Origin of the sequence: Nostoc sp. (genome assembly GCF_036917235.1) — a bacterium.
Classification (GTDB): Bacteria; Cyanobacteriota; Cyanobacteriia; order Cyanobacteriales; family Nostocaceae; genus Nostoc.
Window position 1 is genome coordinate 117,148 of the sequence record NZ_JBALDU010000012.1, and the last position, 15,426, is coordinate 132,573.

Here is a 15,426-nt window from a genome sequence, read left to right on the forward strand (position 1 = left end):
AAAATAAAACGATGAACCAGGTAGACTACCTCCGCATTAGCTTAATCGATCGCTGCAATTTTCGTTGTCAGTACTGTATGCCAGAGGGAGTAGAACTGGATTATATTCTCAAGCAACAGTTATTGAGTGATGAGGAATTACTCACCTTAATTCAAGAGGTATTTATTCCAGTAGGCTTTACCCGATTTCGTTTGACTGGGGGAGAACCCTTATTGCGTCCGCGTGTGGTAGATTTGGTAGGTGCGATCGCAACTTTACCCCAAACTCAAGACCTCTCAATGACAACTAACGGTTTTTTGCTGGCTCCGATGGCACAAAACCTTTATAATGCTGGTTTGCGACGAATTAATATTAGTCTGGACTCTCTCGATCCCGACATTTTTGACCAAATTATTGGTAATCAGGGGCGTTCTCGTTGGCAACAAGTTTGGCAGGGGATTCAAGCTGCCCATCAAGTTGGATTCGACCCCCTGAAGCTGAATGTGGTGGTGATTCCTGGCGTTAATGACCACGAAGTTCTCGATTTAGCCGCCCTGACAATTGATAAACAGTGGCACGTTCGATTTATTGAATTTATGCCCATTGGGAATGTGCATTTGTTTGGCGATCGCGGTTGGGTATCTTCAGCCGATTTACGAGGACAGATTCGCGATCGCTGGGGCTTGACAGAATCACAAGTTCGTGGTGCAGGGCCTGCCGATGTCTTTCAAATTCCTGGTGCGAAGGGGACACTAGGATTTATTAGTCAAATGTCAGAATGTTTTTGCGATCGTTGTAATCGGATGCGCCTGAGTGCTGATGGGTGGCTGCGTCCCTGTTTATTAAATGAAACTGGTCAAATAGATTTAAAAACTGCTCTGCGTTCTGGTGTCAGCACTGCTCAATTACAAGAGCAGGTCAGACATTTACTCGCAAATAAGCCAGAAATTAACTTTAAAGAACGCGATTCTGGCATTTCAGGTATATACACCCGTACCATGTCACAAATTGGCGGATAGTAATTGGTCATTTGCCCTTTGCAAATAACTAAGGACAAATGACTAAGGACAAATGACTATTACGCTTGTCTTGAGTAGTATTCCACCACAAGTAGTTCATTAACTTGTAGTGCCACCCATTCGCGCTCAATAACGCTGTTGACTTTACCAACCAACTTATTTTTGTCAAACTCCAAATGACTGGGGAGGTTAGCCAAACCGGGATATTGCAAGTTAGCTTCTACCAACTTCCGGGATTGTGCCCTATCTCTGACTGCAATTGTTTCCCCAGGACGGCATTGGTAGCTGGCAATATTCACTACACGACCGTTAACAGTTACGTGACCGTGATTTACCAGTTGACGAGCTGCTGGGATAGTTGGAGCTATACCTAAGCGGAAAACGGTATTATCCAAGCGCATTTCTAGCAATTGCAGCAGCACTTGTCCGGTAGAACCAGTAACACGTCTGGCTTTCCGCACATAGCGCAGCAATTGCTTTTCAGTCAGACCGTAGTTGAAGCGGAGCTTTTGCTTTTCCTCTAGACGGATAGCATACTCAGAGCGCTTCTTGCGGTTCTGACCATGCATACCAGGTGGGTAAGCGCGTCTGGCACTTTTACGAGTTAATCCTGGTAAGTCGCCCAAGCGGCGGACAATTCTGAGGCGGGGCCCTCTATATCGGGACATGAGTTTCCTTAATCTAATCCTGTTTAAACTTTACCGAAACATTCAATTTTGACACTCCCCTAATTTTTAATCAGGGGATTCTTGGTTTTTTGAAGCTGCTTACCGAGGTAAGACGTATCTCACCAAGGTAGACGCATCGATTTTGGCGCCAGTTGCTTTTAATCGGTAAACCCGACAAACTAGCCTCCAAGCCTGAATTCCGACCTGTCACGCCGTACTCCTGCCCATAAGTTTTTTGTGTTTATTTAGTTTCGTAAGCTACTCAATCATCAGATTGGTTTACGTAGTATTCTTACTCTGAAATACTTTTTACGTTGCCTACTTATCTTTCAAACAGCTATATTAACACAATTTTCGACATAATTAATTATGTCTATACTTTACTACCTCTGAAATTCTTGAATTACAGAGGATTTTTAAGATATTTGAGTTAGCATAACTTTGGGTGTTTGGAGAATGGCAATGTCAATGAGCAAAAAAGTGGTTAGCAGAGTTAAGAACAAACAAGGCAGTTCCACCTCCAGGATTTTAACATTACCAGTTTTGGCTATAGCTGGATGTTTAACAATCTTGCCTAATGTGGCTGTTGCTGCCTCCTACAGGAATGATTATAGTGTCTGTGCGGGTCGCCTCCTGAGTGTGGGTGTAAAGGCAGAAGCGGCATCAGAAGGTTGTGCAGCAGCATTGCGTCCAAGGGATTTGGCTGCTTGCGTGGTGAAAATTGATAAGGAAACCCAAATTGCTGCAACAGATGCGCTTTCTTCTTGTGGGAAGGCCCGGCGTCCTGAAGAGTTAGCAACCTGTGTAGTTGGTGTCAGCTTAAGTACTAAGGAAGAAGCTAATCCAACAGTTTTAGATTATTGCGGACGCAGTTTGTTACCCGTGCGCTTTGGCCAGTGTGTGGTTGGCTTGCGTAGTCAAATTGACTTTCCCACTACTCAAGCGCTAGATACTTGTATCAGCGCTGATGATAGTGTTATCGGTGCTTCATCTTCGTCTACACCGCCAACGATAATTCCTGGGGGTTCAAGTCCAAGTTTAGAGACTACCCCATTTCCAAACCAACCAGTTGTTCCAACTCAACCAGTTGTTCCAACCCAACCGGGCACTAATTAGATTACAGTGCTTTGTGTAATTGATTGAAAATACAGGTTGATAGAGTGGCTATTTGCCAACCTGATTCAGGGACTACCAAAAAATAAATCATTCGATTTTAATTAGTAGGTTGGGTTGAGCAACAGCAAAACCCGACCTTATATATTACAATGCTTCAATCTGACTGGGTAATTTACCTTTGCTGACTATATAGCTTTCGTTAGGCAATGACAGTAATATTTACATTAGTCAGCATTGCCTGATTCGAGAACTAGGCGATTTAAAGTGCAGCTTTACCAATCCCATCTGTGTCAAAGAAAAGATTACCCATAGTTTGATCGTAGATAAAGCGATCACTTTCTCGCACTAGTCCCAAGTCGGAACAAGCTGGAATTCAAGCAATAATAGTTACTATATTTCTTACTTTGGTCTCTATATCACCATCGAAAGGTTGAAGAAGTTTCAGCACCTCGCCCCAAAAAGCCGTCTTTTTGCCCTTCTCGATGATGTCAACACCTGGTCTTATCCAGACTACAAAGATATCACGCGAACCTTCAGGCGGATTGTACACTAATGTAACTTCCGTCAAACGTTCTATTAGCTCAGACAAACTTCAGTACCACTTCTGCCACTTGTGGGCATACGATACCTAGCACTGTTCCCAAAGTGCCCACTGACTAGGTAAGCATTCAAATAAATGAAAAACATTATAATTCTCCTCTCCAACGCAAAGAGGAGTTGGAGAGAGGTTAGTTGAACTCACGTTAGTTTTTCAGCTTTGGTAATTTAGAATTTTGCACAGTTTGCACAGTTAGTTGTACTAGTCTTCTCTTTCACCAAAAGCCGTCTGTAAAACCACTGCAATACCACCATCTTGGTGATATTTGTCTGCCCAGGCACGGATAACTTCATCTAATTCTTCCATAGCCTGATCCATTTTTTCTGGAAGGATATCAAGTTCTTCCAGCAAGCGCATGGCGTTTCGTCGTCGTTCTGCCCAATTTTTCATCATACGGAAATACCGAGCGGTATCTTCCACGGTGATGTGTGTACGTTCTTCATCGTCTGTTGGGGTATAAGAAAGACGGGTAAGCGCGTAGAAGGGCATTCCCCAAGGAGAATCAATCCGTGTTACCGTTCCTGAGTAAAGCAGACGGCGCTTAATATGCTCACCCAAAGCTTCACTCAAAGGCATTTGGTGTTCGGGTGGCAAGTCTTCTTGCGATCGCTTGTGTAAAAACTCGATCAAATCTAGAAACTCAAAGGAGCTAACTAACTGAGCATCAGGTAAATTACTGGGCAGTTTCTGCTCAATTTGTCTTTTTTCTTCACTTGTCAGACTAGTACCAGGAACGCGCGATCGCCCCGGTTGCCAAGGATATTTTTCTAGCCAGACATAAGGCAATTGAATTAAATAGCGAGGTTCCTGAGAACCAAGCATTTTTAACAGTTTGCCTTCTGTTAGTGCCTGTCTGACTTCTTCTACAATAATTTTTACTCGTTTCGGCTCTAAGTGATGCAAATGCCCTGTCATTCGCAGGTTTTGTCCCTGCTCTAGATAGGTCATGTAAATTGCACACTTTGCTGCTGTTGCGGCTGCGTCTAAAAATGCCCCATGCCTGTGCCCACTCGTCCGCATGGCACTAAAAGCCAGATAAAGCATGATCTGATCCATCGCACTGGGGTCAAGACGTTTGATCAGATCTATGTCGTTACTCATATTACAGACAATTGAATAGCACGTTTACACAATTTTTAATCGAATGAAAATAGGTAGTATACACCTGGCTGAAGGCTGTCTTTACTTCAAACTATATTAGTATGCGATAACGATGATATCGGTGGTAGCGCAAACTACCATTTTCGCATATTTCCTGGTAGAAAAGCAGAGTCGCTAGTTGTGACTATAACTGTCTCTGCATCTAACCGGAAAATTAGAGACGCCACCAAATCTAGCTTAACGGTGGTTTATCTCCCAACAGTCAAATATGCTGCAATTAATCTCCAAGGCCTTTCAGGTTTCTGGTCTTTTTCATATTTCAAGAGCAACAACGTCAAGCTGCTTACACCTAATTATGGCACTATGCCGACTCAGAGTAAAAACTAGTTTGCGCGGTTAATCTGGGATATTTGTTACTAGAAAAAGATGCTTTTTTGCAGCTTTGGCGAATTATTTGTAGTACAAAAATGACTAGAAATAATTGGGAATAGTCTCAAAACAAATCGCTTACCAGGTGTAGCCACAATTAGAGGTTGAGCTATGTAGCTCTTTGTGAACTATCATCCCGTTCACAACCTCCAGTGATGTCTCGGCATTATCAGCCGTCGGTTTGAAGGAAAATAGTAGACATCAAGTAGAGCAAATAATTTCAATTTCAAAATACCTGTTGCTTTTCAAATATTGTTCCTTATCATATCACTATTTTTTAGTTTTGAAATAAAATTATGCATCTTAAAATTTATAAATGATGACTATTTAAATAGTTTATATTTTGCTTAAATCAAGGTTTGATGATATTTTTATATCTACTTTTAAATCAAGTTTTATTTACTCTTTTATATTGACTATTAGACACAAAAAGCCGCGATTGCTTTAGACTAAATCGCGTATCTATAAGGCTTTGTCGCTCGTACTAAGAACCGAAAGACTAGTCAATAGCTATATATATAATAAAACATCTTGGGTTAAATCCGATAATTATTTAGAGGTCTTTTTGGCATAAATTTATATTTCTTTCATAAAAGAATTTTAAATTTTCATGATTTAACTAATTTATTGGCTACTTTCAAGTATGTTTTTACCTCGCTATTTTATATATTTGAGAGACTTAAATTACGTAGATAGTTTGTTGCTAGAAAAGGGTGATAATTCGCAGCAAGCTACGATATAAGCTTATTTTTCTAGATGTCTGAGCGATACCTACGGTGGGCTACGCCTACGCAGATTAAGTTGACTAGTATAAAACGACAGAAATAAAGATACCATCTTACGAAACACAATTAGTAAGTGGGTGTGAATAATTAAAGATTTGTAGTGACTTAGTGCGGTCTGATAAACTTTCCCATAGGGACAAATAAAACCGATTGATAAGGGCTTTAGCCCTCACTACAAGGCATTTCATGTAATTTACATTGCTTAACATAAGTTTGTTTATTCTTGCCTCCTTACGAAAAAACAGGTAGACCGACCTCCTAATATCAACAAAGTGCGTTTGGCTTGAAAAAACGGGGTACTCTAAACATTTCTGCGACTTCTCCATCTCTTCGTTCCAAAATGTGCTGCAATGGTCTTAACTCCTTGCGAATCTTCTCTGTGAGCAAGTACTCGTGCTCAATTGCTGGAGTCAGTACTACTCATATTGCTTACATATACGTGTTTTCCCTACCTGTATCAGGCTAAATCCCTAAAAATATATTACAAGTCGATTTATTCTAAATACTGCTTGCCGATCTATTAAGTGTTATCTGCACATATACAGCATTCTGAAATCATTCGTAAAAATTTAAATCCCCGACTTCTCAAAGAAGTCGGGGATCTTGAAGTTACAAGTGAGTGCATTAGCGTCAGGATTGATGCTGAGAGTGATGGAAGGTAAAGTAGTTCCCATCACCCTTAAGCTGATTGAACTCGCCATTTAATTCGAGGGACTAGAGGGTTTAACCTGATTTCGCATTGTTTCAAAGCTGAAAGCAGCCGCGCCAAAGGTTACAAATAACACTCCCAGAATTTGCACAATATCCAAATTTTCTTGAATGATTAACCCAGCGAAAATCACGGTTAAAACTGGGATGCTACCACCAATAAGCGCCGATCGCGAGGCACCTAGTTTACTAATACCAACATTATTGAGCAAATAACCTGCAAGGGTCAGCACACCCAAAATAAATGCGCTTAAAACTAGTTCCAGCATTTTAGAGGGGTCAATTACTACCAAGTTCCAGCTGCTTGGCAAAGGTAGCATCAAACAGATAAAGCTCAACAACAGCATGGTAGTGAAGTTAATCAAAGTAAAAGTCACAGGATGCAGTTTGCTAGCACAGACTCGCGTCAGAATTATATAGGCAGCAAAAGCCACACCCGAAAGAATGGCGGTGCTGCTTCCCATTGAAGTATTACCGATACCGATGCTGGGAGAACCCCCTAAAACCAATAATTCACCGCAGCAAATTGCGGCGATCGCAGCGATGCGGAATAGAGTAGGGCGATCGCGAAACAGAAACCACGAAAATAGACCGCTAACCATTGGATAGATAAAGAACAGTGCGATCGCCATTCCGGTTGGGACTTGAGCGATCGCAATGTAGATTAGTACCTGAGATAAAAACAAAAAGCATCCACTCACAATTGACAACACCAAAATCTGCTTGGTAGCTGCATTAGCAGACGTGGATTTTCCTCGGACTGAAGCAGACAAGGTTTCCAAGTCTTGCCACAGTCTTGGATGCAATATTGGAGATAAAAGTACCATCAATGGTACGACTACCATAAACCGTAGCGTCAAAATTAACAGAGTATTGCCCAAAGTCGGCGGTAACAACTGCTCTACCTCTAATACTCCAAAAATCTGGGAACCTTCATGGAAAATCACCTTGATGGCTACGTTGTAAAGCGACGATATCACTGCCGATAAGACAATCAAGAATAAACCGATTTGGAGTGTCGATAAGCCAGAAGAATTAGGCGATCGCGATTGTGGGGGTTTTGCTTCCGCCTGTGGTTCTGGCGCAGTAGTCGATGAGGATTCAGCTTTGCTTTGCGATACGTTCTTACGGCGGACAGAAAGTGGTTCAGTAGGAATCTTTAGAGAAGGTCGGATTGTTCTCGGCTGTAGTACAGATGGGATCGCAGGCTCTGATTTCGTTTCGTTTTCTGGCGATTCCTGATTGAGGACAGAAATTGGCTCGGTGGCATTGTCTTTTGGTGGGGGAACTACAGCCCCAGTAGGTTCTGATGGCGTTTCCCTTGACGACAAATCCTTGCTGGGAGAAGAAATCGGATTTGCGATGTTTTCTTTAACACTCGGCGGCTCTGATGTCGTTTCCCTTGACGACAAATCCTTGCTGGGAGAAGAAATTGTATTTGCGGTGTTTTCTTTAACAATCGGCGGCTCTGATGTCGTTTTCCTTGACGACAAATCCTTGCTGGGAGAAGAAATTGTATTTGCGGTGTTTTCTTTAACAATCGGCGGCTCTAATGTCGTTTCCCTTGGTGAAAATTGATTGGAGATCGGGGAAATTGGCTCAAGGGAATTTCTTACTATTTCCTCAAACTCTGGCAGGGATGTTTCAACAGAACTGTTTTTTTCTGGTTCCGTAAACTGCAAAACAGTAGGTATACCTGCTGTTGCTGATTTGCGTGAAGTTTCTTCTATAGTTTTTTCTAGTTCTCCATGCAAGCGGTTAACAAACTCCGCCAAAATCGTTTCCCCTTGCTGCTGCTGGCTATACATCCGTGACAGCTGTTGGGAAAGATTACTTTGATAGTTCTTCAGCTCCTGTTGTAAGGAATTAAAGGTAACAGTAACGGTGTCATCCAGACTGTCAAACATATGTTCGACTTTTTCATTAATTTCACCTACTACATTGCTGCTCACTTCAGCAGACTTCAACGCCGCTTGTTCGTAAGATTTGCCCTCTATGTTTTGATTAGCTAAAGTTGCCAGAGAGGATTGCAGTTGTGAAGATATATGCTTTGCCAGAACTTCTGCCAGTTGCCGAATTAACACTTGCTGCTCAGTAATTTGGCGCACTTGTTGTAAATGCTCTTTTTCCTCTACCAAGCTTTGAATCTCGTCAGATAACCGATTTTTTTCTGACTGAAGCCGCTTTACGTCTTCTTGCAAGCCTCTGAGGACATTCTGCTGAAGATTTTCTAAGTCTTCAACTACAGCCCAAAGAGCATTTTCTGCTGCTCTAGATAGCTCCCCTCTGACTCTTGGGTTTTCTGGTTGCTTCTCGAATCGCCCCATTAGCTTCTAACCTCTAACATTTTGACGATAAAGCTGCTTCCGGTACACTTTATTGGCGGTCATCCTAATTTCCTGTATTTTGTCAGATAAATTAAAAATTTTAACAGCACTTCCGCATTTCAACGTAATTCTGTCATACTAGACACGGCTTGGCAAAGCATCAAGTTTGCCTCACAGCTTACTACACCATGTTCTCTTCAGATTTGGCCATTAGATTTGGGATTTATCGCTACGCCTGCAAGTCCCTTAAACTGAGACTTTTTTGTTTTTGGTCAGTTTAATTTTCATAAATTATTTGCCAATGAGATTTTTACTTTTAAAGAAATCTCACTCCAAATATATATTTATTGTTTTGCATCGCCACAAAAATGTCTGACTTGCGAAATTAGCTATAAATTTGTGTGGAATGTAACTTGTGTGACAGCTTATATCTCTAAATAGAGATTAAAGTATCTTTCTGTGGAAATTCCAAGTTACGCTATCCCCTGCACAACATTCTAATGAATTAGCAGCAATTCTGCAAAAGCACGCTTTTTTGTCGTTGTTGCAGTCTGGGTTTTGCTTTGAGTAAATTCCAGTAGAGGAAAATATTAATAATTCTTAGAAGAATAAAATCCGGGCAATGCTGAAGATGGCAGCGCTAAGGACAGCACTCACAGGGATTGTAATTAGCCATGCGGCAGCAATACCTTTTAGTGTTTGAAACTTAATCGAGTTGAGATTTTGCACTAGTCCGATACCAACTACACCGCCGACGAGAGCGTGGGAAGTGGAGACTGGTAAACCTAGCCGGGAAGCGATGAGGATGGTGGTAGCAGTTGCCAATTCGGCACAAAATCCACTACTAGGTTGCAAGGCAATGATATTTTCGCCAATGGTGGCAATGACTTTTTTTCCCCAGATAGCTAAACCACCAACAATACCAGCACCACCAAGAATTAAAATCCAAAGCGGGATAGTTATACCATCGGTAGGTACGCTACCAGTGCGATTGATGTAAACGATCGCAGCTAAAGGAGCGATCGCATTTCCCACATCATTAGAACCATGAGCAAAAGCTACAAAGCAAGCACTAAGTAGTTGGAATCGGGCAAATAATCTTTCTACAGGATTAGGGAGTATTTCTCCCTTGTCTCTTTTATCTCCCAATTGTCGCCAACTCATGATTGTGAGTCCAACTGCTGCTACTGCACCGGTTAATAAGGGGATGTCATGAGAAGGGATTGTAAAACCAACTTGCTCAATTACAAAATTGGTTAGTGGTTCAGTTAGCGATGGTAATACAATCACGCCGAAGACACCTAGCAGCAGAGTACTCAACCAGGGAATCCATTCTTGTAACTGGACTACTTGATTAGGTTGATCTAAAATCCAGTGCTTGATTTGACTGTAAAATAAAGCAGCGATCGCACCACTAATTAACGGTGTCAAAATCCAGCCAATGGTAATGAAGCCAATTGATGACCAATCAATTGCACCTACTCCTAAAGCTACCCAACTAAATCCTGCGATCGCACCAACAACCGCATGAGAAGATGACACTGGTAAACCGCGTGATGTGGCAATTTGCAACCATACACCACAAGAAATTAGTACCGTTACCATCCCAGTTACGAATATTTGGGGTGTAGCTGCAAATAAGGCGGGATTAGCAATTTTCGTTGCGAGAGTTTCCGTTACCTCATGTCCAAACAACACAGCACCCGTAAACTCTAATACCCCAGCGATAATTATCGCTTGTTTGAGGGTGACAGCTTTGGAACCTACGGAGGTTCCCATCGCATTAGCAACATCGTTTGCTCCGAGATTCCAAGCGACGTAGAAAGCTAGTAGAGCGACGAAAAGTAGGGTAATAAGCATTTTGTTGGGGACAAGGGGAAAGTGAGAGAGATGAGGATCAAACTTGAGCTTTTAAGGTTTAACTTTGAACCTCTGAGCTTCATCGTCGAACCTTTTAGCTTCGTCGTTGAGCCTTTTAGCTTTGTCGTTGAGCCTTTTAGCTTCGTCGTTGAGCCTTTTAGCTTCGTCGTTGAGCCTTTTAGCTTCGTCGTCGAACCTTTTAGCTTCATCGTCGAACCTTTTAGCTTCATCGTCGAACCTTTTAGCTTCATCGTCGAACCTCAGAACTCTAAACTTCTAGTTTTAACACTCTCCTATCTCCTTAATCTTCCTTTTACGGGTAAATTAAGATTTTATAAGTATCCGGTGTGGGTGCGATCGCAACTTCTACAGCTACTGATAAATCTTTTAATGGATAGCGATCGCTAATCAACGCTTTTACATCAATTCGCTGATTAAATACAATATCGGCTGATAGATTCTGAAGCCGATAAGATGAGCTATAACTGCCTATCAAGTCAATTTCCCGACGGTAGAGAATATTCGGGTTAATGGGAATTTCCAACTCATCAGGAAATTCGGCGAAAAATAGAATTTTACCGCCTTTGCGGGTACTATCAAGTGCTTGAAAGAAAGCTTTTTCACTAGGAACAGCCAGCAAGGTAACATCAACACCTAGTCCACCAGTTAAGGCAGAGATTTTAGCGGGTAAATCGGGATCTCGCGCATCAAAAGCCGCTTCTGCACCAACACTCAAGGCTTTATCAATTCTAGAGGGTAGTAAATCAGTAGCGATCGCTTTTGCTCCAAAATACTTCACCAACATAATGAACATTAACCCAATTGGCCCAGCACCAGTAACTAACACAGTTTGTCCAGGAGCAATTTGGGCTTTTTTCACAGCTTTCAAGCAGCAGTTGGTTGGTTCGACAAAACTGGCTTCTTCAAAACTGATGTTATCCGGGATGGGAATTAACCCACCATTTTCGACAATATGTCCAGGAACTTTGACATAATCAGCAAAACCGCCGCCACTGGCGTTAAAGCCTGCGGTTGTGGAGATGTTCTTGTAAACATCACACATGGAGAAATTATCATTTAGGCAGTAGGCGCAACGCATACAAGGGATGTGGTGCATCACTGCTACCCGTTGTCCAACTTGCCAACCTTTGACATTATTGCCTAGTGCTGCGATCGTGCCAGCAGTTTCATGCCCAAAAATGCGCGGCGGTTCATACAGTGGATAACGAATTTTTTTTATATCTGACTGACACAATCCCACAACCCGCACCTGTACCAGCACTTCATCTGGTTCCACAGTTGGAACTGGGATATCTTCGTAAGACAGTTGATTGACGCCTCTAAATACCTGTGCTTTCACGTTGGTTTTTCCCCGCTCAACGATACTAGATGTAACATTAGCAGTCAACGTTAGGCTATCAAGTTTATGATTTCTCTGTTTTAGTCTATTCTAGTTCTTGTTCTAAGCTTTGTTCAAATATTTGGAATGTCTTGATATCCTCTGGTGAGAGCTTTCCTTGAATTGTTCCATTCTGAAGCCGCAGAATCTCCCCTCGGTTGTCCTTCTTGGCAGTAATTGTTAGAATTCCCCGATTCTGCCAAAGTCGATAGCGCTCTCCCTCAAAGCATCTACCACCATCTGGTGCTGCCTTGCCTAGCCTATCCAAGGTTTTTTTGACAGTTTGGAAAACACTCTGCCCGTACTCATGCAATAAAACCTTACTGGTAAATGTTGGTACTTCTTTGTTGAGCAGATCAAGTAGCTCGATAAAAGTCAGCGGTGGCTTTTTTAAATCTTGAGACCATCGCTGTATTACTTGAAGTATGGTGCCTGGGTCAAGATCGTAAAGATGAGTAAGAAAAGTATTCGGGTGTTGCGCTTCTATTTCCCAACGAGCCAGATCCTTGGCTTGAAAATGCTTGATATTTGCGGTGACAATTATATCCGCTTTAGCTGTCACAGCAGCAGCCAAAACATGGCGATCGCCAGGGTGATTTGTCATAATTTCAGCTAATCCATTTGGCACTTCCACCATTGCTTCTGGAAAGGCTGCTGTAATTGTCCCCTCCAACTTCATTGCTCTCTCATCTGACATCTTCCCTGTAATTACAAGGTTGCGAGTTACACCATCAAGAATTTCCTGCGACCAACAAGGTAAATAACAACCAGCCCTAGCACAACGAAGTAGAATGTCACGCAGGTACATCGGGAACATAACACAAGAGTCTAATAGAACAAGATGTTCAGCCATTTTGTCGGTTGAATTACTCCTATTCGTAGAATCCTGCTTCTTGGCTCATCTGAGTTAGCTCAGTTAAGAGTTGATCGCGCTTTATATCCCGCTGCTGTTTGTAATTCATTAAATCATCAAAACGAACCCGTCGATGTGAACCCACCTTAATGTGAGGAATTTCCCCTTGTTCTAATAACTTGATCAAGTATGGACGTGATACGTTAAGATATTCGGCCGCTTGTTGTGTCGTCAATTCCTGTTGTTGAGGAATTATGGATATAGCCTTACCTGATGCCATTGCATGGACAACTTGAACCAGCACCTGATAAATCGGTTCAGGAATGTTAATTTTTTCTCCGTTAGCTCCTACTAGTTTCGCCTGAAAATCTTTAACACTCAGTATACGCTCCAGTTCTTTGATAGATTGAGCCTCTAGCTGTGGAGAGATTACAGAATCTAAAGACATATTCTGTTTTAACATCATATTTGTCTGCTACTATCCTGTAGGGTTTGTCATTAGCAATGCAATTTACGCCGTCAATACCATTCACTATCTTATAATACACACTACATAAACGAAATATCCGAAAAATAAAATAAATTATCTTGTCTGATGCCAAGCTATCTGGAGAGAATATGTCGAAACTCCAGTGAGGTTAAGTGATGGTTAATCAGACATACACAGCTGATGTCTTAGTTGTCGGTGGGGGAACCGGAGGCACCGCAGCTGCTATTCAAGCGGCGCGACGGGGAGCCAAAACCATTCTTGTGAGTGAATTTCCTTGGTTAGGAGGAATGCTAACTTCGGCTGGAGTATCTGCACCCGATGGCAACGAATTAGAAGCCTTTCAAACGGGGTTATGGGGCGCGTTTTTGCAGGAATTGCGACAACGACAGCCCGGAGGATTAGATAACAGTTGGGTAAGCTTTTTTAGTTATGATCCCCGAATTGGGGCAGAGATTTTTGCAGATTGGGTGCAGGAATTGCCCAATCTGCATTGGATTTCTGGACAAGTGCCAATAGAAGTGTTCCGTCAAAGTGATTTGATTACTGGTGTTCGCTTTGCTGATTTTGCTGTCACAGCCAAAATTATTCTCGATGGCACAGAATTGGGAGATTTATTGGCTTTAGCTGAAATACCTTACCGTTGGGGTTGGGAATTGCAATCGGAATGGGGTGAACTCACTGCCCCAGTGACTTTTAACTCTTTAACTCAGAAATATCCTGTGCAAGCGCCTACTTATGTAGTGATTATGCAGGACTTTGGTGAAGGCGTTGCCCCAGAAATTCCAGCTGCACCTAACTATAATCCATTGCAGTTTACAGGTGCTTGGGATGGCTATGGAGCCGAGACATTTTTAAATTATGGACGTTTGCCGGGTGGCCTGTTTATGATGAATTGGCCAATCTGTGGCAATGACTACGGCGAAGGGGTAGGGCGGTTGATAGAGTCAGATGTATCCAGGGGTGAATTCATCCAAGAATCTCGCTGGCATAGCCAAAATTTTGCCCATTTTATCCAAAAACAGCTTGGTCGTCGCTATGGTTTAGCAGAAAAAGTATTTCCTCACACCTCTACAGCTTTTGCACTGCATCCCTATTACCGGGAAAGCCGCCGCTTAGTGGGGCTAACTACTGTCCGAGAACAGGATATTTTGCCGATCGCAAGAGGTAGAGTTGCATCTATATTTAATGATGCGTTCGCCCTACAGCCCTTCGGGCATCCTACGGCAGGCGTTTGCGTACCACTTCGTGGAAGCAAGCTACGCGGAGCGTCTCCGACAGGAGAAGCGATCGCAGTTGGTAACTACGCCAATGACCATCATTATCCTGGTGTTCAATTCCCACTGCAACCTAAATCGATCCGCTGGGGAGGACGTTGGACTGGAACTCCTTTTACAATTCCCTACAGTTGTTTAATTCCAGCCACAACAGATGGTCTCTTGGTCTGTGAAAAAAATATTTCTGTTTCCCACATTGCCAATGGCGCTACCAGATTACAACCTGTGGTTATGGGAATTGGTCAAGCAGCAGGGATGGCGGCGGCGATATGTGTTGAATTAAACTGCCAGCCAAGGGATTTACCGATTAGAACGCTACAAACGGCTTTATTAGAAGATAATCGCTCAAAAGCGCTAATTATTCCTTTGTTTAATCTTCCCCCCAATCATTCGGATTGGCGGCACTGGCAACTGTATTACTTAGATAACCCACAAGCTTATCCAGTTAATGGCGATTGCCCTTGCCCATCGGGGAAGGCATTAATTCAGGAAAGTAACTGTTTTACAGGCATTTTTTACCGCTTGGAACAGCAGAAATACAGATTCACTGTCACAGCACCAGCCACATATCAAGGGCAAAGCTGGCAGCTTGTGACTTTGCGATCGCATATCGACGAGCAATTACGCGCTTATCCCCACGAACAATTAGTTACATTGTGGGGTCGTTACAATCACTCTGGCAATTGGTTATTAGTCGAACATTTAAACGGAGGGTAAGAAGAGTTTATTTTCAGTAAAACAGAATACTTTTTGATGAATTGTCCGGATATTAATCAAAAAGCTAAGTATCAGTGAAGTGGAGAGTTCCCAAATAGACATT

The 15,426-nt window shown here is 42.4% G+C and carries 13 protein-coding genes; 5 read left to right on the plus strand and 8 right to left on the minus strand.

What is annotated here, in order from left to right; translation table 11 throughout:
- Positions 1–11 precede the first annotated feature (11 nt).
- Positions 12–998, plus strand: coding sequence for a GTP 3',8-cyclase MoaA (gene moaA / locus V7K44_RS04435; RefSeq protein WP_334929007.1), 987 nt, complete (start codon positions 12–14; stop codon positions 996–998).
- 59 nt (positions 999–1,057) lie between these two features.
- Here moaA and rpsD read toward each other — a convergent pair whose 3' ends face one another.
- On the minus strand, positions 1,058–1,666 hold the full coding sequence (gene rpsD, locus V7K44_RS04440; protein WP_251959355.1) for a 30S ribosomal protein S4: 609 nt from the start codon (positions 1,664–1,666) through the stop codon (positions 1,058–1,060).
- A gap of 468 nt (positions 1,667–2,134) precedes the next feature.
- Here rpsD and V7K44_RS04445 point away from each other — a divergent pair, with 468 nt between their 5' ends.
- Positions 2,135–2,782 carry a hypothetical protein gene (locus V7K44_RS04445; protein WP_334929009.1) on the plus strand — a complete coding sequence of 216 codons (648 nt, stop codon included), beginning with the start codon at positions 2,135–2,137 and terminating at the stop codon, positions 2,780–2,782.
- A 373-nt stretch (positions 2,783–3,155) separates the two neighbouring features.
- Here V7K44_RS04445 and V7K44_RS04450 read toward each other — a convergent pair whose 3' ends face one another.
- Positions 3,156–3,371, minus strand: a complete 216-nt coding sequence (locus V7K44_RS04450) for a hypothetical protein (protein WP_334929011.1) — start codon at positions 3,369–3,371, stop codon at positions 3,156–3,158.
- Positions 3,372–3,581: 210 nt separating this feature from the next.
- Complete coding sequence (gene hetR / locus V7K44_RS04455) at positions 3,582–4,481, minus strand: heterocyst differentiation master regulator HetR (RefSeq protein ID WP_289795126.1); 900 nt, start codon at positions 4,479–4,481, stop codon at positions 3,582–3,584.
- A gap of 180 nt (positions 4,482–4,661) precedes the next feature.
- Between hetR and V7K44_RS04460 the strand changes: the two genes are divergently transcribed.
- A complete protein-coding gene (locus V7K44_RS04460) occupies positions 4,662–4,868 on the plus strand; it encodes a hypothetical protein (protein ID WP_334929015.1) in 207 nt (68 codons plus the stop codon).
- Positions 4,869–6,396: 1,528 nt separating this feature from the next.
- On the opposite strand, the gene V7K44_RS04465 is transcribed toward V7K44_RS04460, so the two are convergent.
- On the minus strand, positions 6,397–8,730 hold the full coding sequence (locus tag V7K44_RS04465) for an EamA family transporter (protein WP_334929017.1): 2,334 nt from the start codon (positions 8,728–8,730) through the stop codon (positions 6,397–6,399).
- A gap of 600 nt (positions 8,731–9,330) precedes the next feature.
- Entirely contained in the window at positions 9,331–10,590 is a 1,260-nt protein-coding gene (locus tag V7K44_RS04470; protein ID WP_334929019.1) for an inorganic phosphate transporter, read from the minus strand.
- A 30-nt stretch (positions 10,591–10,620) separates the two neighbouring features.
- On the opposite strand from V7K44_RS04470, the gene V7K44_RS04475 reads away from it, so the two are divergent.
- A complete protein-coding gene (locus V7K44_RS04475; protein ID WP_334929021.1) occupies positions 10,621–10,998 on the plus strand; it encodes a hypothetical protein in 378 nt (125 codons plus the stop codon).
- Here the strand turns inward: V7K44_RS04475 and V7K44_RS04480 are convergent.
- From V7K44_RS04480 to V7K44_RS04490, 3 genes are all read right to left on the minus strand, one after another.
- Positions 10,904–11,950, minus strand: a complete 1,047-nt coding sequence (locus V7K44_RS04480; RefSeq protein WP_334929095.1) for a zinc-dependent dehydrogenase — start codon at positions 11,948–11,950, stop codon at positions 10,904–10,906. The genes V7K44_RS04475 and V7K44_RS04480 overlap by 95 nt on opposite strands.
- A gap of 85 nt (positions 11,951–12,035) precedes the next feature.
- The gene (locus V7K44_RS04485; RefSeq protein WP_334929023.1) at positions 12,036–12,842 is read right to left on the minus strand and encodes a PIN domain-containing protein; all 807 of its coding nucleotides are present in this window, start codon (positions 12,840–12,842) and stop codon (positions 12,036–12,038) included.
- A 19-nt stretch (positions 12,843–12,861) separates the two neighbouring features.
- Positions 12,862–13,305, minus strand: a complete 444-nt coding sequence (locus tag V7K44_RS04490; protein WP_334929097.1) for a helix-turn-helix domain-containing protein — start codon at positions 13,303–13,305, stop codon at positions 12,862–12,864.
- A 182-nt stretch (positions 13,306–13,487) separates the two neighbouring features.
- On the opposite strand from V7K44_RS04490, the gene V7K44_RS04495 reads away from it, so the two are divergent.
- Complete coding sequence (locus tag V7K44_RS04495) at positions 13,488–15,323, plus strand: FAD-dependent oxidoreductase (RefSeq protein WP_334929025.1); 1,836 nt, start codon at positions 13,488–13,490, stop codon at positions 15,321–15,323.
- Positions 15,324–15,426 lie beyond the last annotated feature (103 nt).